The sequence below is a fragment of the Lacticaseibacillus saniviri JCM 17471 = DSM 24301 genome, from assembly GCF_001311785.1.
In the GTDB taxonomy this organism is placed as follows: domain Bacteria; phylum Bacillota; class Bacilli; order Lactobacillales; family Lactobacillaceae; genus Lacticaseibacillus; species Lacticaseibacillus saniviri.
In genome coordinates, this window is sequence record NZ_BBBX01000006.1 from 75,611 (window position 1) to 97,321 (window position 21,711).

Annotated in this window: 20 protein-coding genes, 6 pseudogenes and 1 other annotated feature; of the genes and pseudogenes, 6 read left to right on the forward strand and 20 right to left on the reverse strand. The window is 48.0% G+C overall.

The features are described from left to right. Positions 1-419: 419 nt before the first annotated feature. From JCM17471_RS13980 to tyrS, 5 genes and pseudogenes are all read right to left on the reverse strand, one after another. Positions 420-758 (reverse strand): annotated as a pseudogene (locus JCM17471_RS13980) (CHAP domain-containing protein); the annotation flags it as partial. 167 nt (positions 759-925) lie between these two features. Then, complete coding sequence (locus JCM17471_RS04820; RefSeq protein ID WP_054777019.1) at positions 926-1,342, reverse strand: hypothetical protein; 417 nt, start codon at positions 1,340-1,342, stop codon at positions 926-928. A 265-nt stretch (positions 1,343-1,607) separates the two neighbouring features. Continuing rightward, complete coding sequence (locus tag JCM17471_RS04825) at positions 1,608-2,189, reverse strand: nucleoside/nucleotide kinase family protein (protein WP_054777020.1); 582 nt, start codon at positions 2,187-2,189, stop codon at positions 1,608-1,610. Between the two features lie 241 nt (positions 2,190-2,430). After that, positions 2,431-2,709, reverse strand: coding sequence for a hypothetical protein (locus JCM17471_RS04830; protein ID WP_162208353.1), 279 nt, complete (start codon positions 2,707-2,709; stop codon positions 2,431-2,433). A gap of 387 nt (positions 2,710-3,096) precedes the next feature. Next, a pseudogene (tyrS, locus tag JCM17471_RS04835) lies at positions 3,097-4,355 on the reverse strand (tyrosine--tRNA ligase). A 68-nt stretch (positions 4,356-4,423) separates the two neighbouring features. Next, positions 4,424-4,611 (reverse strand) — a binding site (T-box leader). A 73-nt stretch (positions 4,612-4,684) separates the two neighbouring features. Here tyrS and JCM17471_RS13985 point away from each other — a divergent pair. After that, complete coding sequence (locus tag JCM17471_RS13985; protein ID WP_156321603.1) at positions 4,685-4,822, forward strand: hypothetical protein; 138 nt, start codon at positions 4,685-4,687, stop codon at positions 4,820-4,822. Positions 4,823-4,912: 90 nt separating this feature from the next. On the opposite strand, the gene JCM17471_RS04840 is transcribed toward JCM17471_RS13985, so the two are convergent. The 6 genes and pseudogenes from JCM17471_RS04840 to JCM17471_RS04860 all read right to left on the reverse strand — a co-directional run bounded on the left by JCM17471_RS04840 (position 4,913) and on the right by JCM17471_RS04860 (position 11,512). Continuing rightward, positions 4,913-5,563, reverse strand: a complete 651-nt coding sequence (locus tag JCM17471_RS04840; protein ID WP_263849413.1) for a sulfite exporter TauE/SafE family protein — start codon at positions 5,561-5,563, stop codon at positions 4,913-4,915. 76 nt (positions 5,564-5,639) lie between these two features. Further along, on the reverse strand, positions 5,640-5,780 hold the full coding sequence (locus JCM17471_RS15015) for a hypothetical protein (protein WP_225354127.1): 141 nt from the start codon (positions 5,778-5,780) through the stop codon (positions 5,640-5,642). A gap of 349 nt (positions 5,781-6,129) precedes the next feature. Next, positions 6,130-7,806, reverse strand: coding sequence for an oleate hydratase (locus JCM17471_RS04845; protein ID WP_054777023.1), 1,677 nt, complete (start codon positions 7,804-7,806; stop codon positions 6,130-6,132). A 272-nt stretch (positions 7,807-8,078) separates the two neighbouring features. Continuing rightward, complete coding sequence (locus tag JCM17471_RS04850; RefSeq protein ID WP_054777024.1) at positions 8,079-8,429, reverse strand: ArsR/SmtB family transcription factor; 351 nt, start codon at positions 8,427-8,429, stop codon at positions 8,079-8,081. A gap of 263 nt (positions 8,430-8,692) precedes the next feature. Next, positions 8,693-9,526: a YitT family protein gene (locus JCM17471_RS04855; RefSeq protein ID WP_054777025.1), complete on the reverse strand. Its 834-nt coding sequence runs from the start codon at positions 9,524-9,526 to the stop codon at positions 8,693-8,695. Between the two features lie 70 nt (positions 9,527-9,596). After that, positions 9,597-11,512 (reverse strand): annotated as a pseudogene (locus tag JCM17471_RS04860) (fructose-1,6-bisphosphatase). Between the two features lie 230 nt (positions 11,513-11,742). Between JCM17471_RS04860 and JCM17471_RS16435 the strand changes: the two are divergent. The 3 genes and pseudogenes from JCM17471_RS16435 (at position 11,743) to JCM17471_RS16445 (ending at position 13,181) form a co-directional block, all read left to right on the forward strand. Next, positions 11,743-12,371 (forward strand): annotated as a pseudogene (locus JCM17471_RS16435) (catalase). Positions 12,372-12,405: 34 nt separating this feature from the next. After that, positions 12,406-12,827 (forward strand): annotated as a pseudogene (locus tag JCM17471_RS16440) (catalase); the annotation flags it as partial. Between the two features lie 183 nt (positions 12,828-13,010). Further along, positions 13,011-13,181 (forward strand): catalase-related domain-containing protein, encoded by a 171-nt coding sequence (locus tag JCM17471_RS16445; protein ID WP_369395801.1) that lies wholly within the window; start codon positions 13,011-13,013, stop codon positions 13,179-13,181. Positions 13,182-13,796: 615 nt separating this feature from the next. Here JCM17471_RS16445 and JCM17471_RS15845 read toward each other — a convergent pair. From JCM17471_RS15845 to JCM17471_RS04890, 7 genes and pseudogenes are all read right to left on the reverse strand, one after another. Next, positions 13,797-13,922: a hypothetical protein gene (locus JCM17471_RS15845; RefSeq protein ID WP_263849414.1), complete on the reverse strand. Its 126-nt coding sequence runs from the start codon at positions 13,920-13,922 to the stop codon at positions 13,797-13,799. A 456-nt stretch (positions 13,923-14,378) separates the two neighbouring features. Continuing rightward, positions 14,379-14,609, reverse strand: coding sequence for a GNAT family N-acetyltransferase (locus JCM17471_RS04870; RefSeq protein WP_054777026.1), 231 nt, complete (start codon positions 14,607-14,609; stop codon positions 14,379-14,381). Beyond that, positions 14,606-14,806, reverse strand: a complete 201-nt coding sequence (locus JCM17471_RS04875) for a GNAT family protein (RefSeq protein WP_054777027.1) — start codon at positions 14,804-14,806, stop codon at positions 14,606-14,608. Before JCM17471_RS04875 ends, JCM17471_RS04870 begins: the two co-directional genes overlap by 4 nt. Then, entirely contained in the window at positions 14,803-14,925 is a 123-nt protein-coding gene (locus JCM17471_RS16765) for a QueT transporter family protein (protein ID WP_225354128.1), read from the reverse strand. The genes JCM17471_RS04875 and JCM17471_RS16765 overlap by 4 nt, the downstream gene beginning before the upstream one ends. Next, on the reverse strand, positions 14,901-15,317 hold the full coding sequence (locus JCM17471_RS04880; protein WP_225354129.1) for a QueT transporter family protein: 417 nt from the start codon (positions 15,315-15,317) through the stop codon (positions 14,901-14,903). The genes JCM17471_RS16765 and JCM17471_RS04880 overlap by 25 nt, the downstream gene beginning before the upstream one ends. Positions 15,318-15,394: 77 nt before the next feature. Then, positions 15,395-16,131: pseudogene (locus tag JCM17471_RS04885) on the reverse strand (3-oxoacyl-ACP reductase). Next, positions 16,131-16,352 carry a DUF2829 domain-containing protein gene (locus tag JCM17471_RS04890; protein WP_054777040.1) on the reverse strand — a complete coding sequence of 74 codons (222 nt, stop codon included), beginning with the start codon at positions 16,350-16,352 and terminating at the stop codon, positions 16,131-16,133. Before JCM17471_RS04890 ends, JCM17471_RS04885 begins: the two are co-directional and overlap by 1 nt. Positions 16,353-16,639: 287 nt before the next feature. On the opposite strand from JCM17471_RS04890, the gene spxB reads away from it, so the two are divergent. Beyond that, positions 16,640-18,469 (forward strand): pyruvate oxidase, encoded by a 1,830-nt coding sequence (spxB, locus tag JCM17471_RS04895; protein ID WP_054777028.1) that lies wholly within the window; start codon positions 16,640-16,642, stop codon positions 18,467-18,469. Positions 18,470-18,564: 95 nt separating this feature from the next. Here spxB and JCM17471_RS04900 read toward each other — a convergent pair whose 3' ends face one another. Together JCM17471_RS04900 and JCM17471_RS04905 are read right to left on the reverse strand one after the other, a co-directional pair. After that, positions 18,565-19,104, reverse strand: a complete 540-nt coding sequence (locus JCM17471_RS04900) for a hypothetical protein (protein WP_054777029.1) — start codon at positions 19,102-19,104, stop codon at positions 18,565-18,567. A gap of 182 nt (positions 19,105-19,286) precedes the next feature. After that, on the reverse strand, positions 19,287-21,185 hold the full coding sequence (locus JCM17471_RS04905) for a heavy metal translocating P-type ATPase (protein ID WP_225354130.1): 1,899 nt from the start codon (positions 21,183-21,185) through the stop codon (positions 19,287-19,289). A 110-nt stretch (positions 21,186-21,295) separates the two neighbouring features. Between JCM17471_RS04905 and JCM17471_RS04910 the strand changes: the two genes are divergently transcribed. Beyond that, positions 21,296-21,616: an ArsR/SmtB family transcription factor gene (locus tag JCM17471_RS04910; RefSeq protein WP_054777031.1), complete on the forward strand. Its 321-nt coding sequence runs from the start codon at positions 21,296-21,298 to the stop codon at positions 21,614-21,616. Positions 21,617-21,711: the final 95 nt, after the last annotated feature.

Below are 21,711 nucleotides of genomic sequence, written 5' to 3' on the forward strand. Positions count from 1 at the left end.
AGCAGCGTCAACATTGTTCGTTTGGCTACCAATACCGATACCCACTAACCCAACAAAGATGCAACAGCGATGCTTAACAAATGTTTTTGAGACTTTTCAAAGTTTTCTCCTCCAGAGATACGTCACTTGAATTTTTGTATTGTTCATTTGATTACATAGATAAGCATAGCGGACCATTGTTACACAAATGTTACAGAATCGTCAAGATAAGACGACAAACCTGTCACAGTGCTGCCACAAAAGAAATTCCTTTGTAAAACAATTCGCTTTTGGTTAATGTGATTATCAATAACGAATCGTTACAATAAGCACAATTCAAAAATAGAGTGAGACCTAACTGGCTTGTTAAGTCTCACTCTATCTTTATTGGCTAAACTTTGTTCATGAATACGCTTATTTGCTTTTCATTCGATTATCTTTTAACGATGAATGTAGGAGAAGTTGGTCGCATTAGGAACCACTTGTGTGTTAGGACCAGTTGGGCTGTTGAAGCCCATTCCACCTTGAGTGATTGTGATGCTGTTGTTGGCTGGATTGTAAGATTTCACGTAAGCCACGTGACCGTAGTATCGATCGGCTTGCCATGAACCAACCCATTGGCCGGCGGTAAAGACAACAACGGAACCAGCTTGTGGTGTCTTATTCACACTGAAGCCAACACGCTTAGCGGAAGTTCCCCATTGTGTCCCATTACCCCAGTAGTTACCAACCCAAGGCGCGACCATCTTAACATAGTAAGTGCATTGGCCCCATGGATAGGTATTTGTCTGGCCTGTGTAATCAGGGTGTGCGGATGGTGCTTGAGAAACAGAAGGATAGCCGTTAATTGTATAGGTGCTATCAATCCACTGTGCGCCACCCAAGTTGTACCATGTCTTACCATTGACAACTTGCTTGCTGACAACCTTCCAAGTGGTGTTGTGTTTCAATGTCTTACCTGTTGCTTGGTGACCTGCCTCTGGTGAATTCCAGACGCAATGCCGTAATTTGGCTTGTAGTTAATGGTCACGACTGTGTTGCTTGGGACGGGATAACCATCGATGGTATAAGCACCCTCGATCCACTGTGCGCCACCCAGGTTGTACCATGTCTTACCATTAACAACCTGCTTAGCAACCACTTTCCATGATGAATTGTGCTTTAAGGTCTTACCTGTCGCATGATGATTTGCTTGTGGTGAATCCCAAACCGCAATCCCGTAATTAGGAACATAATTAATGGTGACCACTTCACCGGCACTAGCGGCAGCCACTAATTGGCTTTGAGTCCCAAAGCTCATACCGGTCAAACCAATCATACCTGCTGCTGCAATTGTCACCAAACGCTTCTTTAAACTTTTCAAGAATAGATCCTCCGTTAACTAGAATGGAATTGAACTTTATCAATTCGATTGTGATGGTTTTCCTCATCAACGAGATCTATCATAGCCCAGGGACTTTACACCCGTGTTACAGCAGCACCATGGATTCTTTACGCTTCTTTACGATACTTTAACGAAAATAAAGAAAATCGATCTATTTTGACATAGACCGATTCTCTAAATTGGTTCAAGATGTGTATTTAACGGGCATCGCGTGCCAAAACCATTTTTTAATGCTTTGTTACAACTAATGTTGATCGATACTTTGCCAGGCGAGATCCTTGATGAATTGATCAATCTGCTGCTTGGCTTCTTCCCAGCGATTATTGGTGATCACATGGGCCACGTCCTTCAATTCTTCAGGTAATGCGAGATCGCGTGAGTACTCGGGGCTGTTGAGCCGTTTGGCAATCATTTCGGGATCATCGCCGCGCTTGGTGAGGCGTTCCTTGAGCACAGTCGGATCATCAATCGTCAAGAACAGCACCACGATTTCATTGGGAATGGTCTGCGTATAAGTAATGGCGCCCTTGGTATCGAGCACAATACTGAGAAATGGGGCTTTTTGCCAGGCTTTATGTAGCGATTCACGGGAACTCCCGTATTCGTACCCCGCATAGGTCACGTGTTCAATCAAATGCTTGGTGGCCATGCTTGCTGGTGTCTCAAAGTAGTAATCAATCCCATTTTGTTCCCCCGGACGCATTGGGCGTGTGGTGTGTGTCATCACCCGCTTAATATTATATGTTTCCGTCAGATAGCGACTCACTGTGGTTTTCCCAGTCCCCGTTGCGCCTGTGATGACAATCAATTTGTGCGCGGTCGTCATGATTGACCCCCCATTCATTATTTCTTCTATTTTAACAAAAGCTTGCCCTTAGCGCGACTTGCGATACTTTTTCATAAAACAAAAAGCTATGCCAAACCCAGTGGGATGGTCATAGCTTCGGTCCTCGGATAAACGTAATCGCTTAAATCTGTTTGACCAACCCGACGCTAATCTTCCGCGTCTAGCGTTGGCAACACCTCAAGATGCAGTTGATAGCTCTCCTTGGCATTCATCACGGCAATCACAAATGATGATCATCAAACCAGCTCACGGATAACGCCTCACTGGTCTTATTATCCAAGTCATTGAGATCAAGCACCTCATGCTTTTGGAAGTCACTGACAGTCTCAGCTAATGCTTGAATTTCAGGTTGACTGCTGGTTTGCAGTTCAGCCTCCAGCAAGCGTAACGCTTCTTCCTGCGCAGCCTCGTAACTATTAATCTCTTGGCCGTCCAGTCCGGCATAAAACACGGACAATGATTTTTGATGATACGACGCACCCACTACTGTATATCGCACGGGGTCACACACCCTTTCTCAATGTTTGACAAATCTTAAAACAGCGTTTACAGAATCTTCATTATTGGTTGTTATGCTCAGTATATCATCAAATTCAAAAGAGCTGCATGACAAATTGAAGATTGTCGTGTTCGCCGTGAAAATGGTGGTCACATACAACTGACAATTAAATGAGAGAAGCATACTTATGCCTGATACAAAATAGCGACAATGCCACAACCATCAATTGTGACATTGCCGCTATTTTTTGAATATGGTACCCAAACGTATACCACCACACTGCCTGTTTCACCTAACCCACCTAGCAACAATCGCGAAACCCACGATTGCTTTGTTAGGCCCGTTAGTGCTCACAGTCAAACCGTGTGGTGGCGCACTTGTTTTTGATTACTGGACGCGAACTAAGAAGTACTTCTTCTTCCCACGGCGAACAATCACAAAGCGGCCGTCAAACATGGCACTCGGATCAACTTCAAACTCGAGTGAAGTTTGCTTGGTCCCATTGATAGTGATGGCACCATTTGGATATCTTCACGAGCCTGGCGCCGGGAAGATTCAATCTTCGTTGTGTCGACCAACCATGTCACAATGTTTTCTGGTGTGACGGGTGCCGTCGTACTTGGGAATTGCTTGAAGCCCTGTTCAATTTCTTCAGCGGTCAATGCAGTCACATCACCGGAGAACAACGCAGCAGAAATAGCTTCGGCCTGATCAACAGCTTCTTGGCTGTGAACAAAGCGGGTCACTTCTTGCGCTAAGCGACGTTGTGCGGCCCGACGTTCAGGATGTTCCTTTGTTTCAACCACTAAGGCGTCGATTTCTTCCTTAGATAAGAAGGTAAAGAACTTCAGGAACTTCTCAACATCCGCGTCGTCTTGATTGAACCAGAATTGATAGAACTCGTATGGTGAGGTCTGTTCTGGGTCCAACCAGATGGCACCACCAGCGGACTTACCGAACTTAGTCCCATCTGACTTCAACATCAGAGGATTGGTGAGCCCGAATGCTTTGGCATCTTGGCCCTTAATCCGGTGAATCAAGTCGATACCGGCTGTGATATTACCCCATTGATCGGCACCGCCCAATTGTACCTGTACATCTTCTTGTTCAAACAGGGTTAAGAAATCGACCGCTTGCAGAATTTGATAGGTGAATTCAGTATAAGAAATACCCGCTTCAAGCCGGCTCGCCACCACGTCTTTGGCCAACATGGTGTTCACACTGAAAAGCTTCCCGTAATCGCGCAGGAAGTCGAGCAGTGAAATCTTGCTCAACCAGTCGTAGTTGTTCACGATGCGGAAGTTTTCTGTCCCGAACAGTTTTTCCATCTGTGCGGTCAACTTAGCTTGGTTAGCACGCACTTGGTCCATCGATTGCAGGACCCGTTCAGAGTTACGGCCGGATGGATCACCGATAGAACCGGTCCCACCACCGATCAAAATCACGGGATGGTGGCCCATCAATTGGAATCGTTTGAGCATCATGAATGGAATCAAGTGCCCAACGTGCAAACTGTTCCCTGTTGGATCAGTCCCAACATAGATCCCAACGGACTTTTCTGAGACCAGTTCACGTAACCCGTCTTCATCCGTCAATTGGTTCAATGCGCCACGCCAAGCGAGTTCATCGATAATATTTTCTGCCATGCTTATTTCCTCCTCTTTTTGTTCACAGGTTCGGCGATACAAAAAAAGTCCCTAACCACAAAAATGTGATTAGGGACGATTATTTACCGTGGTACCACCCAAATTATGACAATTGTCATCGCTCTAGTGGATAACGGCACGACCCGATGCCAGACGCTGTGAAGGTGTAATTCAGCTATCATCATGGATTGGTTTGCAGCGACCACCAACTTTCTGAACCAATGATGACATCCTACTGAGCTTCTCTGACCTGTGAATGATGAATTCAGTGTATCATAGCACTAGTTAATGTCAACTCTGCTCACAACTCAAGAAAGGTTGGAATCAATTTGCAACGTGAACAATGGTATACCACCGAAACCCTAGGGACTGTCAAAGTGGTCAATTTCACGGCCACAACGGTGCAGTATCTCACCACCGCCCAGATCAGTCGCGGCGAAACATTCTTACCAAAACCGCACCCATGACTACCTTTGAAACCGCAACGCGCCTCGATGACGCAGAAGTGCGCCGCCAAAATATTGCCTCATGCACTTTTATTCCGGAGCAATAATGCTTTAGGCCTCAATCTCATCTGCGGTTGGTCGCAACAGAATGAATGCGGCGTAGATCAGGATGGCCAAAATAATCCAGTTGATCACGGTCATTTGGAGTTGGCCCACGATGAATACTGCCACTAGCACGCCGATGATGCCAAAAATACTGGTGTAACTCACGATTTTGCGACTGTAGGCTCCGGCTTGAATGAAGACCGTGCTGCCAACAACAATGGAGAAAAAGGCGGCGCCCATCATGATGGGAAATGCGACCAGTGGGCTCATACCAAAGAAGCTGACCGTCACCATGGTTGGCGCAAATGAGCCGATGCCGATGTTGTTTAACGCGCCATAAACGAACAGTAAGGCCGCAAGCAAGATGGCCTTGCCAACGGGCAGTGACGTGGCGTTACCCGTGGTTTGCACCCAGTGCAGTTGATTGGCCAGCAGTAGGGCCGCAGAAACCAGCAACCCGACGCCGACACTGAGGCGAATCATACGATCTGGCAACCGCATCACGAGTCGTGGCCCGATGTATGCGCCGATCACCTGCGCGATGATACACATCACCAGTAGCCACCAACTCACCTGCACGCGGCTGAGATAGGCAACCGTCATCACGGCCAGCGGCAAGATACACTGTGCATTCACCGTTCCAGGTAATTTGCGCACGGTAGTCCAACCCAAACGGGTATAGATAGCTGAACTCAATGCAAAGTCAGAGGCGCCAAGTGTCGATAAGAAAAAATCAAGCTCGCGGTGAACGGTAATATCCGGCCATCCGCGGGTTCTTTTTGGCCATTTCGCGGTGTTGCCACACATCACGGCCCAAGTTTATGACAAAATAAATCGTGGTTAAGGCCACTAAGAGATCAAGAATTAAAACCACACGCGCCACTCCTTTTATAATCTTAGCTAGTTTACCTGTTGGCGCGCGATTGCGCAATCAAGAGGGCAAAGATGCGACAAAAGGCGCTTTGAGATCGTGGCGTTATAACACAAATAAAATAGAGGTTCCGACAAAATTCATTTTGTCAGAGCCTCTATTTTGTGATTGCTACCGACTAAACGTGCTGCAACAACCGCGTCAAAACACGTTCTATCAGCCAGCTAATTAGTCATTCAAGTGGTCAAAGTACCGCTTACCGATGAAGAACACAGGGCAAGCAACCATCGCGACAATGAGTAAGCCTTTAACAAGATGTTTGAATACTTTCATGTGTGTATCCCCCTTTTGATTAACGGAACATGGTCCGTGTTGCCCGCAGCATGACCTTAGGATCTTTTTCGTAGTGATGCATTGGTGTCATCTCCGCCAATGGAATCCCTAAGAAGGTGTAAACCGCCATCTGAGCCGCGCGAACGGAATATTGTTCAGTGAAGACCATGTCAAACGGCATTTCAGCGAACTGACTGACAAAGGCCAGGTTCTTACTGTGATCAGGCACTACCTTAGGCCGGTCACCGATGGCCCGCTGATTGAAGAGTGCGGAAGCGTATGGCATGAAGACAGGAATGACATTGACGATCGAAGCCATAATTTCATCGTGGTGATTACCGATATTGTCGGCGCTCTTGTCGGTGCGAGCCAGGTGGCCCAAGAATTCTTCAAGCATCTCTGCCCCTGTCATTTCAACGACTGGCTTTTGAACAAAGTCACCGTTGCGCCGTGGGTACAAGAAGTAGCCCCAGAAGACGGTTTCGTTTGGCTTTTGGGCCTTGAAGTGTGGTTGATGGTGCACAACAATCGACATCGTTGGTGTACTGTCAATCCATGTATTCAACGCATTGCCGGGTGCTTGATTGGTAATCCGCGTGATTTGATCCAGCAGATAATGATTGTTTGTTGTCACGGTGAAGCTTGCCCACTCACTCTGCGACCGGTCATTAAAGAACTTGTCTGGATGACCTAAGTTGTAGAACTTATCGGCCGCTTGCTTCCACAACTGTGCGCTTGGTGCGTACTCATGGTTTTCCACAGCGGGTGTGTTTAAGTCCCCAATTGAGGCAGAATCCGTGATGGCACCATTGGTATCGAAGACAAAATCATCTTCGTTGATGGCAATCTCGCCGCTCTCCTTGTCGCCGGTCACATCTTGATACTTCAATCCAGTCACAATAATGTCATCTTGCAGCGGCGTGTCCTTAAAGACGAATTCGGTAATCTTACGGTTATTGACGAATTCGACGCCGCGGTCTTCCAGGTACTTGCGCATTGGTAAAATAATGCTTTCGTACTGGTTGTAAGGTGTCCGAGTAACCCCTTCAAGCGTATTGATCCGACTGAATTCCAAAATCATCCGGTTCATGTAGCGCCGCAACTCCATAGCGCTGCTGACCTTCTTGAAGGCGAAAGTGGTCTGCCACATCCACCAGAAGTTGGTTTCAAAAATATGTGGACTGTTCTTGAACCATTCAGCGATACTGATATCGTTTAACTTCTGTTCATCCTTTTCAGGTGTCATCATCAACTTGGTGAGTAGCGCCCGATCCTTGTTGTTGAACTGCATGTGCCGATAGTTGTTTTTGTCCGGTCCGATACGCAAGCCGTTGCGATCGATCAACCGCGCAACGTCGTGAGTTGGATGCGCGTGGTCAAAGTTCAAAATATCATCGGTGACGCTTTGGCCTGGATTATCGAGTGATGGCACTGAAGCCAAGATGTCCCAGACGTTCTCGTACGTTTCTTCATTTAACATCCGGCCGCCCTTAGCCAAGTATCCTTGACTATCTTTCAATGGGCCGTTGCCGTATTCATCTTCATAATCTGATACGGGGGCACCATCATTGGCCCCGTGCGTATCCAAGCCGTACATTGTGATTTGTTCACCACGCCAGCCACCATCGCGAATCAAATAGATCCCTGCTGCCAAGTTACCAATACCAGTACCGATCATATAAGCATGTTGTGCCATGAGACTACCCCCAATATTTAAGTTCTTCAATATTACAAGTTAAGCGTAACGCCTTGAAGCAATTAATGCAAGCGTTTCCCAAAAACTTAACACCTTTGGCATCTTTTCTTCACACAAGGTCGACCAATCAGAAAATCATGTGTTTTCTGTGCTATTTTCAGCATAACATGTTGCTGGGGGTGAAAGACAAAAAGGAGACTGTGCCCTCACCCTTGCGGGTTGGCACAGTCTCCTTTTGTCACAACTTCTGGTACTTATTTCGTGTTAACTGATTAATCTTTTTCTTCTTTCATCTGCCGCTTCAGTGCCGTCAGAATCTTTTCCAAGCGATCAACCGTGTCATCTAAAGTCAGGTAGTAATAGACGATATTCCCAACCTGCCGCGAATCAACCATCCCGATATCCTTCAAAATCTTGAGGTGATGTGATGTCGCTGGTTGTGACAACCCGATTCGTTCAGCCAGATCATTCACCTTAATCCCGTGTTCGGCAGTCACACTGCCCAAAATTAAGATTAACTGTTGCCGACTGGCGTTCGATAATGCATTCAGATGTCCGATATCGCGCTTGAATTCTTTTAAGACAGCCGTTTGTGCTTCTGTATACTGACTTTCGTTGCCCATTCTTCCAATTCCTCCTACGACACTCGATTTGTTCCATCAAACCCACAAGCTTGGCTGAGACAGCTGATCTGCCGCCCAGCTACTGATTGTCAGCTAGCAATGATGGCTACAAAAATGTCGAACGTAGACCACGGCCACACGCGCAACCGTTTCTGACTCCCAGTGCCCCGAATATAACTCATAATGCGTATAAAAGTAAAGCGATACCAATCACAATCATCAAACTCTCACTTTAGTGGCATCGAAGCTGGTTGGCACTGAGATTATTCGCCCATACGATAGCCACCGTGAACCTCAGTCGCCTCGACGGCCAGGATAAACGCATTCGCATCCACCTCATGAATCGTATCGATCAAACGCTTGAAGTCGCTCTGTTCAACGACAATCATCAGCATATCGCGTGCTTCCTCTGAAAAACCGCCCGTGACGTGTTGCACCGTTAATCCGTGTGCTAAGTCAGCCTGAATGTGTGCCTTGAGGTCAGCAGTCGCCACCCCACTCATCACGTAAACCGCCTTTTTGCGATCAAACCCGGTCTCAATGTAGTTCATGACAATACTGGTCAGAACAATCGAGAACAGCGCGAGGATAAATGCCTCAAGGCCGGCAACAGGAATGTTGAACGTTGCCACCACAAAGTCGATTGCCAGTAATCCGAGTGCCGGTTTGATGCCAAAATATTTCTTGAAGATGAGTGGCGGCACGGTTGTTCCCCCACTGGAGGCATCGATGCGATACAACATGGCAACCCCAATGGCAAAAATCACACTACCCACAATAATCGCGAGCAGTCGATCTTCGACAATCATAGCCTGTGGCGTGATGGCAAGTAAGATGGGCAGCGTCACGCTTCCCAGTAAAATGCGCTTGGCCGTGGCACGATCCAGCAGCCACCAAGCGAGCGCCAGCATCACTGCATTAACAGCCATCGTGGTGAGCCCCACCGGAATCTTCGCCACTTCTTGCATCAGAATCGCAATCCCAGTGGCCCCACCGGCCGCAACGCCATGTGGTGCAAAGAAGAAATTAATACTGATCGCAATGATTTCGAGTGCAACAAACATCATAATCGTTTTGGTCGGTCGGTTAAATTTCATTGGTCACCTCATCCATTTAGTTTAGTAATTCCATATACTAATCATAACAGAAATGTAATCATCCGCCAAATCAGCCGCGCAGGTCCGACAAGAGCTGGCCCAGCATTGTGAGTTGGGCAATGATTTCTTGACCGATATCGGTTTCCGCTACCGTTCGCCGATGTAATTCCTGTTGCACAACCCGTTTGGTCGAGACGATATCCGTTAGGTTGGCGATGGCAGCCTGTTTACTGGTAAACGGCTGATGCGTGACCAACTGCATGCCATATGAATTATCGAGCAACGTGTAGCCACCGATACCGGTCGTTTTTTGATACGGTTTGGAGAAACCACCATCAATCACGATCATCTGGTTTGCTGCCATCAGCGGGGAATCACCTTTTTTAACCGGTGTATGGCCGTTGATGACGTGACCCGTCTGTGGATTCAAGCCGAATTCCTTGAGCAAGCGCTGAATGAAGTCGCGGTCGTGCCGCATCGCGTAGTAAGGGTTCGGGGTTTCAAAATGTGTGGCGTTATCATCGATGAAGTACCGCTCGAACGTTGTCATATCGTGTTTACCAAACAGCGGTGAATAAGGACCCGTCCAGAGGTACCACAGCAAGTCGGTTGCCAAATCATTCTTATTTTCGGGATGAGCATAGGCCAAGCGCAAATTGCGTTCCAGCACCTCAAAGAGTGCCTGGCCCGAATAGGTTTTGCCATTGATGGTGAGCCCCGCAAAAGTCCCATCGTCTTTCACCGGTACACAGCCATGCAGCAACAGATTACCGTTATACCGCAAGAACATCGCCCCATGCGCCATGATGAAATCGAGATGGCGGCGTAATTTCTCCGAGTGCGTGAATGCCGTCACCAGCTGATCGACCAACTCCTGCTCCTCCGGTAATAGCGCATAGGGGTGATCAAAATCAATGGTCTGGAATGCGCCATTAATCAGCGGGTAATCATGGCCATTGAGATGAATCGATTGGCCATCGTGGCTGATGTGTTCGAGCACCAAGCGATGTGTCATCTCAAACTCGGGGCGGCGCTGAATTACCGGGCCTTCCAACTTGAATTGAATGATACTGATGGCCTGATGAATCTTCGTGATCTGGTCGCGCTCGGCCACCGAAATCTGCGTCTCATTGCGATCCATGTTGGGCCGAAAAGCGGGATTATCTTGATAGTAGCGTTCCGCAAACAGGGCCAAATGCCGCAAGTTGATGCCGTACGCGTCTTCCAAGATAGCGAGGTTGTTGTAACGCGCCGAGATGCGAATCAGGTTTGCGATACACAACGCCGAACCCGCAGCCCCACCCAGCCACAAGATGTCGTGATTCCCCCATTGAATGTCGACCGTCTGGCGCCGAATCAACGACTCCACCACCTGATCAGGCGCCGGGCCGCGATCATAGATATCGCCCACGATGTGAATGTGATCGACCGTGAGCCGCTGAATCGTGCGACATGTCGCTTCGATCCAGCCATCTGCTTGTTGGAGCGCAATCACGCGTTTGATGATCTGCCAGTAATAATCCAGCTTGTCAGGCGTATCCGCATCGTTATAGAGCAGCTCTTCTGTGATATACACAAATTCGGGTGCCATCGCTTTTCTGACCTTGGAGCGCGTGTACTTGGTCGCCGTAAAAGCGAGCAGACGTACTAAGCGTTGAATCGTCGTCAGATACCATTGCTGCAGCGCATCGCCTTGTAACTGTTGTTGGACGGCCGCAACGCGTTCTGAAGGATAGTAAACCAAAAAGCAAATTCTTGCAGCGTCTGCTCCGTCATCTCATCGTGAAAACAATCTCTAATTTTGGCCTTCACATTCCCGCTACCGTTACGCAATACGTGCTGAAAAGCATCATACTCCCCGTGAATGTCACTCATGAACGCCTCGGTGGGTTTCGGTAAACTCAGTATCGCATTGAGGTTGACCATTTCGGTTGCCACCGCTGGGACCGTCTGATACTTCATCGCTAACTCTGCATAGGTTGTCACGTGTGCCGCCTCCTTGACGGATATACCAATTATTTATTATCGCTAAATATATCATAAGATCATCGATTTATAAACCGTTTTCTTTACTGTGATTATCTTTGTGAATCAATATTCAAGGCATTATGATTTGTTTAAGCAAAAATGCCCTTAGCGCATATCGGTTGCAATACCAATTTATCCGTTGTATGGTGACGATGTTCCAGTATTTAAATCTATTTGGGGGTATTGTTATGACAAAAATCACAACGAATGAAGGCCAACCATGGGCAGACAACAATCACAGCTTAACGGCTGGTGAACGTGGTCCCGTCCTATTACAAGATTACGATTTGTTAGAAAAACTGGCTCATTTCAACCGTGAACGCATTCCCGAACGTGTGGTCCACGCCAAAGGTGCCGGTGCCAAGGGGAAGTTTGTCCTCACCCACGATATGAGTGCCTACACCAAGGCCGATCTCTTCAATGGCGTTGGCAAGGAGACCCCAATCTTATTGCGGTTCTCTCAAGTGGCCGGTGAAGCGGGTTATCCAGACACAATTCGCGATGTACGTGGCTATGCGCTACGCTTCTACACACAAGAAGGTAATTACGATATCGTCGGCAACAATACACCTGTCTTTTTCGTCAACGATCCACTCAAGTTCCCAGATTTCATTCATTCACAAAACGTGATCCACAAACTCACCGTCGCAGCCAAGACATGCAGTGGGACTTTTGGGCACACTCACCAGAATCCGTGCACCAGGTCACCTATCTCATGGGCGACCGCGGTAATCCCGCCAGCTATCGCACGATGAACGGCTACGGTAGCCACACCTTCAAGTGGGTCAATAAAGATGGGGGAAGCTTTTTGGGTTAAGTATCACTTCATCAGTGATCAAGGTGTCAAGAACATGACCGATGAGGTTGCGGCCAAGGCGGCGAGTGAAGATACCGACTACCTGCAAGATGACTTATTTGATGCCATTGAATCCGGCAATTTCCATCATGGACGGTCTACGTTCAGATTCTGCCTTATCAAGCGGGTCTCGATTATCCCGCTGATATCTTTGATGTCACAAAAGTGGTTTCTCATCACGACTACCCACTCATCGAAGTCGGCAAGTTCACGTTAAACGAGAATCCAACCAACTATTTTGATGATATTGAAGAAGCCGCATTCTCCCCTGCTAACTTTGTGCCCGGGATTGAAGCCTCACCTGATAAGCTGTTGCAAGGCCGCTTATTTGGCTATAAGGATGCCGAGCGTTATCGCTTAGGGGCAAATTATGAACAGTTACCTGTCAACCGACCCGTCGTTCCCGTGCACAACTACGCGCGTGATGGCTTCATGGCGCAAGGCCAAGACGGCAGCGTCAACTACGAGCCTAATGGCCAAGGTGGCCCAACAGAAGATCCATCGGCACAAATTCATCCCGATGAGGTCAGCGGCCAAACCGGTGCATACAAGCCACACGATCCAGATAACTTCTCTGCGGCAGGCAAGCTCTATCACGTGATGTCTGCGGAAGAACAAGATCGGCTGATTGCCACAATTGCCAAGAATCTGGGCAGCATCAAGAGCAATGAAAATAAGATCCTTGAAACCCGGCAATTCTATGCGGCCGATCACGAATATGGTGAACGCGTTGCTAAGGCACTGGGACTCAACATGGATGATATTCGTTAATTCCCCGTGTGTACCGAAAAACGATTAACCGCTACTATTTAAAAAGATCCCGATGACAAACTTATCTTGGTTTGTCACCGGGATCTTTTAATAAAAATATTATTCCGAACTTTTTTATCTTCTGAAGACAGAGTTTCAAGTTTAACTGGTCTCATATTATTTGTGAGCTCAAAATCCATGTTCATTGATGTTGTTGGTCTTCTTTAAAGGTGCTTGCCACACGTCATCATCATTGGATTTATCAAAAAACGTTTATTGAGTAAGGATTTAAAACCGTGACTTAACTAAGCATCAAAAGAAGCTGTCACAAAAGACGCTTTGAGTGGGAGGATTAACAAGGATTGATGCTAAAGTCCGAACTTAGGCTTTGAATCACTCCTTAACGTGTTTGAACTCGCAACAACTTACGCCCAGCTTGGTTCGTTATTGGCACAAATCGCCAATTAAACGAACCTATGCTGGTGCTCAGTTGCTAAGCGCGAGTTCGCACACTTCTTTGTTAACCGGAATTATCAGTCTTTTGGAATGCAATCAGTCTAGTTTGTCCGGAAATTGAAACAGGGGTTGTGACAAGACTTAGTTTTGTCACAACCCCTTTTCACCTATACTGTTCACTTAATCTTGCTTTCTACTGATCACCCGCATCAATAGTCCAAATACGAGGATTCCTCCCAGAATTTTCCAAGTCTTATCTGAAACACCATTTAGCGTACGTTTAAAATCTTCCTTATTTGGCAACATTTCTTTTCCTCCTTCTATTTATCTATCTGACTACTTACGCTATCTTACTCAAGCATATCGAACTGCCTGCCCTAAAAGCAACTTTTGTACTTCTTTCGAATCAAATCCTATCGTCCATCAACAGAGGCTGATGACTCACTCTTTCTAAAGACGAACCAATTTGTAAAGTCCACGTCTCTAAAGTCAATAAAAACACCATCGAGCAATCCCAGTCGATTGTGTTTTTTGTTTATTCCTAGGAGTATCTGAATCAGATAGATTTTACCAACAAGACGTATTGCCATACCGCAGTAAGTCACGTCGCATCACTATCACCTCAAGCTTTCATTGTCACAGATACCTATTGTTTTGTTGCCTTGATTACGGCGGCGACGGGCTCAAAAATCAATGATAAAAGCCCCAGCACCCACCGACTCACTTGTCGAATGATTGCTGGGGCTTATTGTCTTGAATGACCTACGCTTCCTGCCACATCATCTCGTACGCGATGGCATGGCCGTCATCGATAGTGCGCGTGATGACAAAACCGAGATGCTGGTAGAGTTTCGCAGCGCGCGTATTCTCGCGATAGACTTCAAGGGTTAGCGTGGTGTTGTCGTGTTGCGCCTGATTGAGTAGCGCTGTCCCGATACCCTGGCCCTGATTTTGCGTGCGGATGAATAATCCCGCAATCTGCGTCTGCATCATGCCCAGAAAACCGCGAATCTCACCGTCTGCCTGATCCAGATAAACGTCGCTTGTCGAAACGCAATTTCAACAGCAGGCACCTGCGCGTACCAGTACGCGGGATCGATGAACGGATGGCCGCTCAGGTTCCCCGCCAACCAGATATCACGCACTTGCGTCAGTTGATTGTCTGTGAGTTGTTGCGTCTTGATAATCATGATTTGGCCTTTGCTAATGCCGTGAGTCGTGGCAAGAGTGCTGCCATGAGCACCCCACCAATCGCCATTGAAATGGCCTCACCGATGGCAACCGTCAGATAAGTTGGCCAAAATGGCACATGGCCCATAAGCGCAATCTGACCGGCAACGGTGAACATGGAAACCACAAAATAGCACCAAAGATAGTTAGTTTCAGCCAGGTCTTCTGGGTTTTATCGGCTAGCCAGCGGGCCACAATCAAACACACAAATGTGCCGATGGTGCCAATGGGAACGTCGAGTAACCAAGTTGGTGAGGCCATGTTGGCAATTAACACCCCTAACGTCACGCCATAGATATAGCGTCGCTTGATGAGTGCCGTGTAATTGAATAGCTCCGACAACCGAATTTGGACCGGGCCAAAGCTAAATGGTGCCAACAAGAGGGTCACCGCGGTGTACATACCCGCAATCAGACCGATTTCAACTAACATCTTAGTGGTGCTACGTGTTTCACGCATTGATTTTTGCATCTTATTTCTCCTTTGTAACCCCGTGGGTTAGTGATAACTACGACCAAAGGATCAGAAGTGTCGTAGTGGTGCGTCAATTATTTTTCGAGCCAACCGCCATCGATTGGCAAAACCGTGCCGTGCATATAATCCGCATGGCGACTGGCAATAAACAAGGTGAGATCCGCAACTTCCGCCGCTGTCGCCCACCGCTTAGCTGGTGTCTCACTGGCCACCCAGGCCGCCATATGCCCGTCACCTTCAAAGTCGGCTGCGTTCATCGGTGTGTTGATGGCACCGGGCGCAAGCAGTTCGCTCGGATGCCCTGACTCGCGTAATCCAGATCCAATTGCTTGGTCATACCAATCACCGCGTGTTTAGCCGCCGTATAGGCCATGCCACCGCCACCGGCCACCGTGCCTGCAACGGAGCTCATGTTGACGTAGACGCCGTGATGTTGCGCCAAGAAGTGATCCAATGTGGCCTTGATCACCCGAAACTGTCCCGTCAGATTCACATCGAGGCTGCGCTCCCAGTCCGTCACACTAGTTGCGACCGCGTTGGCATACCCATCGAGTTGCCCCGCCGTGTTGCACACCATATCGAGTCCTCCAAAATGAGCCACGCCTTCTGTGACAGAAGCTTGAATGAACGCCATATCCGTCACGGAACCTTCAAATGTCAACAGTTGGGCATGCGCCTTTGGCATCGGTTGTTGATCGATGGCAATCACGCTCGCGCCTTGATCCAAGAAAGCCTGGCACTGTGCCGCCCCAATTCCTGAAGCGGCGCCTGTGATGAGTACGGTTTGGTGCGCGAATTCCTCAAACTGCATTAGGCAACCACTTGCCAGTCGTCAGCCAAGATATCGCAGTCGGTTGGTGACCACAAGCTGTAGGCTTCGTCTTCTGTTTTGATCAAGAAATAAGGATTAACGATTTCGCCCTCGTGCTTTTGATCTTTGACCAGCACAACGAATAATTCCGTGCCTTCCCAACCGGTCCGAACGCCGCGCTTGCCGGCTTTTAATTCAGGTAAAATTGCTTCAAATGTCATCTGCTTCATTCCTTTCTTCTATTGATGAGTGACTGCAATCAGGTTACCACAAATCGCGCTTTTCCACGAGGGCTGTAACAAGTCTCATCGATAATTGTATTAATTTTTTTGCTGTGCTATCGCGACATACCTGAAGAAGTGACTCATAGTACTTCATCGTGAATTAATTTGCGAGCCAAAACTGTTGTAATCGTTTTCTCGACGTGATATTGTAGATACCAGATAAGTTGTTAGCAACTTAACCGCAGACAACTTAAACTCAATAATTTGAAGTGAGGTTATTAACCATGACAGATGTTCAATCAAAGGTTCCAGCAAGTGTTGCAATGCTTAAGGTACTCGAAGCATGGGGTGTCGACCATGTTTTCGGTTATCCAGGTGGTTCATTTAATTCAACGATGAACGCACTTGATATCGAAAAGAATAATATCAAATACGTTCAAATTCGTCATGAACAAGTCGGTGCTTTGGCTGCCGCAGCGGATGCTAAATTAACCGGTAAAATCGGGGTCACATTCGGCTCTGCTGGCCCTGGTGCAACCAACCTCTTGACCGGGTTGTACGATGCACGTGAAGACCACGCCCCCGTACTCGCCTTGATTGGGCAAGTACCAAGTACCAACATGAACTATAACTACTTCCAAGAATTCAACGAAAACCCAATCTTCGATGACGTCTCCGTTTACAACCGGACCGTCATGACACCAGAAAGCTTGCCATACATTGTCGATAAGGCCATTCGTGAAGCCTACAAGTACAACGGGGTGGCCGTTGTGATTATTCCTAACGACTTCGGTTATGTCGAAATTCCTGATGAACCTTACTCTTCTGTTTCACCTACCGACAACAAGAAGCGGCCATTGCCAGAAGCAACCGATGAAGAAGTCGACAAGTTCTTGGCCATGGTTAAAGCAGCTAAGCGCCCTGTCTTCCACGTTGGTCGTGGGATCAAGGACGGTGGTAAGGCGATTGCTGAATTATCTAAGAAGTTACAGATTCCAATTACAATCACAGGGTTAGCTAAGGGCTTAGTGCCAGATGAATATGAAGGCAACTTAGGCTTCTTGAACCGTGCCGCATCTAAGGCAGCGGATGAAATCTTTGCCGTCTCTGACTTAGTGATTGCTGTGGGGGCTGACTTCCCATTTGCCAATGCGATCTATCGGACACACCCATTCAAGTTCATCCAAATCGATACGGACGAAGCACAATTTGGCCGTCACCACTACTTGGACTTCGGTATCTGGTCTGATGCCACAAGCTTCGTTGAAAAGGCTTTGGACCGCAGCGAAGAAGTTGCACCAACCCCATTCTTCAAGGCAGCCGTTGCTGATATGGCTAACTGGAAAGAATACCTCAACATGTTGATGAACCGTGAGACCGAGCCACTTGAATTTGAACCACTGTATAAGGCCATCAATGAAGCAGCCGATCCAGATGCTATCTTCTCCATCGACGTTGGTGATAACATCATCAACAGTTTCCGCTTCTTACGCCTGACACCACAAAACAAGTGGGTCATCTCCGCCCTCTTCGCTTCCATGGGTGCCGGCGTTCCCGGTGCCTTGGCTGCTCAGTTGAGCTACCCAGACCGTCAAGTCTTCAATATCTCCGGTGATGGTGCCTTCTCAATGGTGATGCAAGACCTCTTAACCGAAAAGAAGTACAACTTGCCAATCATCAATATCGTGACATCGAACCAAGCCTTGAACTTCATCAAGAGCGAACAAGATGACATCGCGATGAACGAACACTCCGGGATTTTCATCGATGATCAAGACTTTGCCATGATTGCAAAAGCGATGGGCATTGAATCTGCCACTGTGACTAAGTCGAGTGAATTGAAGGCTGCCTTCGATCAAGCACTGGCTGTGACAAAGGCCGGCAAGCCATTCTTGATCGATGCCAAGATTACCGACAAGCGTGGGATTCCTGTTGAAGAACTCGAACTCAAGGTTGTCGACGGCAAGTTAGTTGAAAGCATTAATGCCAACTACAATGCCAACAAGACATTGGTTCGCCCAGATTCACTTGAAGATTTCTTCGCAAGCTACAACGGCCAATCCCTGAAGAGTTTGCCAGAATTCTTTGACGAATTCGGCGTCACAATGGACTAAGCGCCAAATCAGTATGAAGTGATTGAAAAAGACCCCCGAGTCGGTTCAAGCCGATCGGGGGTCTTTTGTGTTGTCTAACATCCGCTCATCAAGGCTTAAGCAAAGCTATTCATGCTGGTCACCCATTGATTACCGCCCAGGTTGTACCAAAAATTAAAGCTGTGAAAGACTTTTTGATAGTAGCGCCATCGGGTATTTGATGGCAAAATACGGTCACCAGCTGAGCCACTGATTTCAGTTGAAATCATCGAACTGTAACCCACAGGATTAGCGACATAGACATTGTTTTTGAAATTCGTGAACAGTGATGACGGTGTGGTGGTCGGCGAAACCGTAGTGGCCTTAACCCAATAGCCGCCACCCAAATCATAGCGCACGTCGTTTTTGCCAACTAATTGTTCACCGACAACATTCCACCGGGTATTCGCTGGTAACATCTTTGATGGTTGTCCTTTTGCCGTATACGTCTGAACAGTTTGATTTGCCGGTGTTGTTGCCGTCACTTTGAGATCAATATTGAAGGGTGCCATTGACCCCTTAATCTTGATGTAGCTGCTATTTGCGGCCTGTGGTTTGACAGCCGGTGTCGCTGCGAAGCCACCCACAATCGCAACGCCAAGCAGTAATGCAAACATTTTTCTTCATTTTATCCTCCTCCTTTATCACCACCAACTATATCTCGCACCATCTCAAAAGACAATCGTTATATCCTAAAAGCGAATATCAATTTTTTGACGTGTGATGTCGCTGCTATTAATGCGTCTGACAACATAAAAAACCTGGGCCCACTTTGCTTGAGTGGACACAGATTTCCTTTTTAGCGTTCTACTTGGTGCAAGCCACGAATCGCATTCAAGACAGCCAACAGGGTCACCCCGACATCCGCGAAGACCGCAACCCACATGGTCGTGAGTCCCAATGCCGCGAGCGCCAAGAATAAGACCTTAACGCCCAAAGCAAAAATAATGTTCTGCCACACAATCCGGTGCGTCTGCTTGGCGATTTGGATGGCCGTGATGACTTGACTGGGTTCGTCCTGCATGATGACAATATCAGCCGCTTCGACCGCGGCATCCGCACCCAGGCCACCCATTGCAATCCCCACGTCGGCGCGCTTGAGGACCGGCGTGTCATTGATTCCATCGCCAACAAAGGCCACGCGGCGTTGACTGTGTTGCGCGTGTTCTTCGAGTTCGCTGACGTGCGCCAATTTGTCTTCAGGCAAGAGATTGGCCGCCACGCGATCGATTCCCAGTTGGTCCGCAACCGATGCTGCCGTGTGCTGATTATCACCCGTCAGCATCACGGATTGAATGCGGTGCTGTTTTAAGGAGTGAATTGTCGCTTTTGCATCCGGCTTGATGCGATCAGCCAGTGTCACAACACCGGCGAATTGACCATCAATGGCCACATAGATGACGGTATCTGTCGTCTCCTGCAAAGGTGGCACCGCGATGCTTCCCAGTGCGCGCCGATTACCAACCACGATTGATTGCCGATTGATTTCAGCGATAATCCCCTGTCCCGGCACCTCGGATTGCGTGCTGACTGTCGGTAATGGCTGGTCACCAGCTGCCCGCACAATCGCTTGCGCAAGCGGATGACTGGATTGCTGTTCAACCGCTGCTGCTGTTGTGAGCACTTGATCGCGCGTAAACCCGTCGCCTGTTTGAATCGCTGTCACTTCGAATTGACCGGCCGTCAGCGTGCCTGTTTTATCGAACACCACAGCTTCTAGCGCATTGAGTGTTTCCAGATACTGGCCACCCTTGATCAAAATGCCACGTCTGGATGCCGCACCGATACCGCTGAAATAACTGAGTGGCACCGAAATGACTAGTGCGCACGGACACGAGATGACTAAGAAAATCAGCGCTCGAGAAATCCATTCCTGCCATGAACCGGCAAATAATAGCGGTGGCACGATAGCGAGAAGCCCCGCCAGCGCGACGACAATTGGCGTATATCGCCGGGCAAAGCGCGTAATTAGCCGCTCTGTCGGTGCCTTTTGCGCACTCGCGGTCTCCACCAACGTCAAGATTTTGGCAACCGTTGAATCCTGATAGCGCTTGGTCGTGCGAATGGTCAGTAACCCATGTTCATTGATGCCGCCACTCAAGACAACATCACCCACCGTTTTTGACTCAGGCAGTGATTCGCCGGTCAATGCCGCCATGTTTACGGCCGATGAGCCAGCGACAATTTCGCCATCCAGCGGCACCTTTTCACCTGGTCGCACCAGAATCAAAGACCCCACTGCAACTTGTTCTGGGGCCATCGTTTTGATGTCCGCCCCATTTGAAACCGTTACGGTGGTGGGCTTTAGTGCCAATAGCGCTGTGATGGAATCCTTGGACCGCGCCACAGCAATATCTTCAAACATATCCCCGATTTGATAAAAGAGCATGACCGCAACGGCTTCTGGATATTCGCCCAGTGCGATGGCCCCGATTGTGGCAACCGTCATCAAGGCGTTCTCATCAAAGAAGTCACCGGCGAACAAATTGCGCACCGCTTTAGCAATCACAGGATAACCCGTTAATAAATAAGCACTCAAATATAGTATAATAGTGGATATTGACCCCAGTTGAACAAAGGCACCTAGGACAAGTAGAAGCATGCCCAGGCCTAAAATAGCTGCACGCCGCTTCATTTCGGCGTCAAGCCAACTCGATTTCAAGTTCATTCGGCGTTTCGGTTTGATGCTTTGTTCCAAAGTAATCGCCTCCATTTAACGTTCGTTCATATGAGCATATATTCATATGTTGACTATAATTTAACATGCTTTAGTTTGCTGTGCAACGACTATCTCACAAAGAGGAAAACATGACTCAAGAATCAAATGAACAACTCGATCTCACCCAACTCACACCGCAATTAGAAGACATGGTCGCCATTTTTCGGGCATTAGGTGACGGCACCCGGATGCGAATCTTACTCGCACTCGACCGCCACGCCATGAGTGTTGGTGATATCGCAGAGACGCTCGCGATGAGCCAATCATCCATCTCGCACCAACTGCGCACCTTGCGACAGCTCAATTTGGTCAGCAGTGAACGCCAAGGCAAAAGCATCGTCTACGAACTCGCCGATCAACACATCATCACTATTTTTGAACAAACAAAGGCACATATCTTAGAAGATTAATGACATGAACAATTCTCTTGCGTTTACTGTCTGTTTAGGTTAGAATGAAGTTAAGAGATAAGCGGTTGTCGAACAACCCACGAATATAGCTGAGC

Excerpts from the sequence above, each read along its gene's own strand:
- spxB (WP_054777028.1), top strand. The coding sequence starts at position 16,640 with ATGACAGATGTTCAATCAAAGGTTCCAGCAAGTGTTGCAATGCTTAAG.
- JCM17471_RS04910 (WP_054777031.1), top strand. The coding sequence starts at position 21,296 with ATGACTCAAGAATCAAATGAACAACTCGATCTCACCCAACTCACACCG.
- JCM17471_RS15845 (WP_263849414.1), bottom strand. The coding sequence starts at position 13,922 with ATGTTGCCAAATAAGGAAGATTTTAAACGTACGCTAAATGGTGTTTCA.
- JCM17471_RS04855 (WP_054777025.1), bottom strand. The coding sequence starts at position 9,526 with ATGAAATTTAACCGACCGACCAAAACGATTATGATGTTTGTTGCACTC.
- JCM17471_RS04825 (WP_054777020.1), bottom strand. The coding sequence starts at position 2,189 with ATGACGACCGCGCACAAATTGATTGTCATCACAGGCGCAACGGGGACT.
- JCM17471_RS04845 (WP_054777023.1), bottom strand. The coding sequence starts at position 7,806 with ATGGCACAACATGCTTATATGATCGGTACTGGTATTGGTAACTTGGCA.
- JCM17471_RS04870 (WP_054777026.1), bottom strand. The coding sequence starts at position 14,609 with ATGATGCAGACGCAGATTGCGGGATTATTCATCCGCACGCAAAATCAG.
- JCM17471_RS04850 (WP_054777024.1), bottom strand. The coding sequence starts at position 8,429 with ATGGGCAACGAAAGTCAGTATACAGAAGCACAAACGGCTGTCTTAAAA.
- JCM17471_RS04880 (WP_225354129.1), bottom strand. The coding sequence starts at position 15,317 with ATGCAAAAATCAATGCGTGAAACACGTAGCACCACTAAGATGTTAGTT.
- JCM17471_RS04900 (WP_054777029.1), bottom strand. The coding sequence starts at position 19,104 with ATGTTTGCATTACTGCTTGGCGTTGCGATTGTGGGTGGCTTCGCAGCG.
- JCM17471_RS04890 (WP_054777040.1), bottom strand. The coding sequence starts at position 16,352 with ATGACATTTGAAGCAATTTTACCTGAATTAAAAGCCGGCAAGCGCGGC.
- JCM17471_RS16445 (WP_369395801.1), top strand. The coding sequence starts at position 13,011 with ATGTCTGCGGAAGAACAAGATCGGCTGATTGCCACAATTGCCAAGAAT.
- JCM17471_RS04875 (WP_054777027.1), bottom strand. The coding sequence starts at position 14,806 with ATGATTATCAAGACGCAACAACTCACAGACAATCAACTGACGCAAGTG.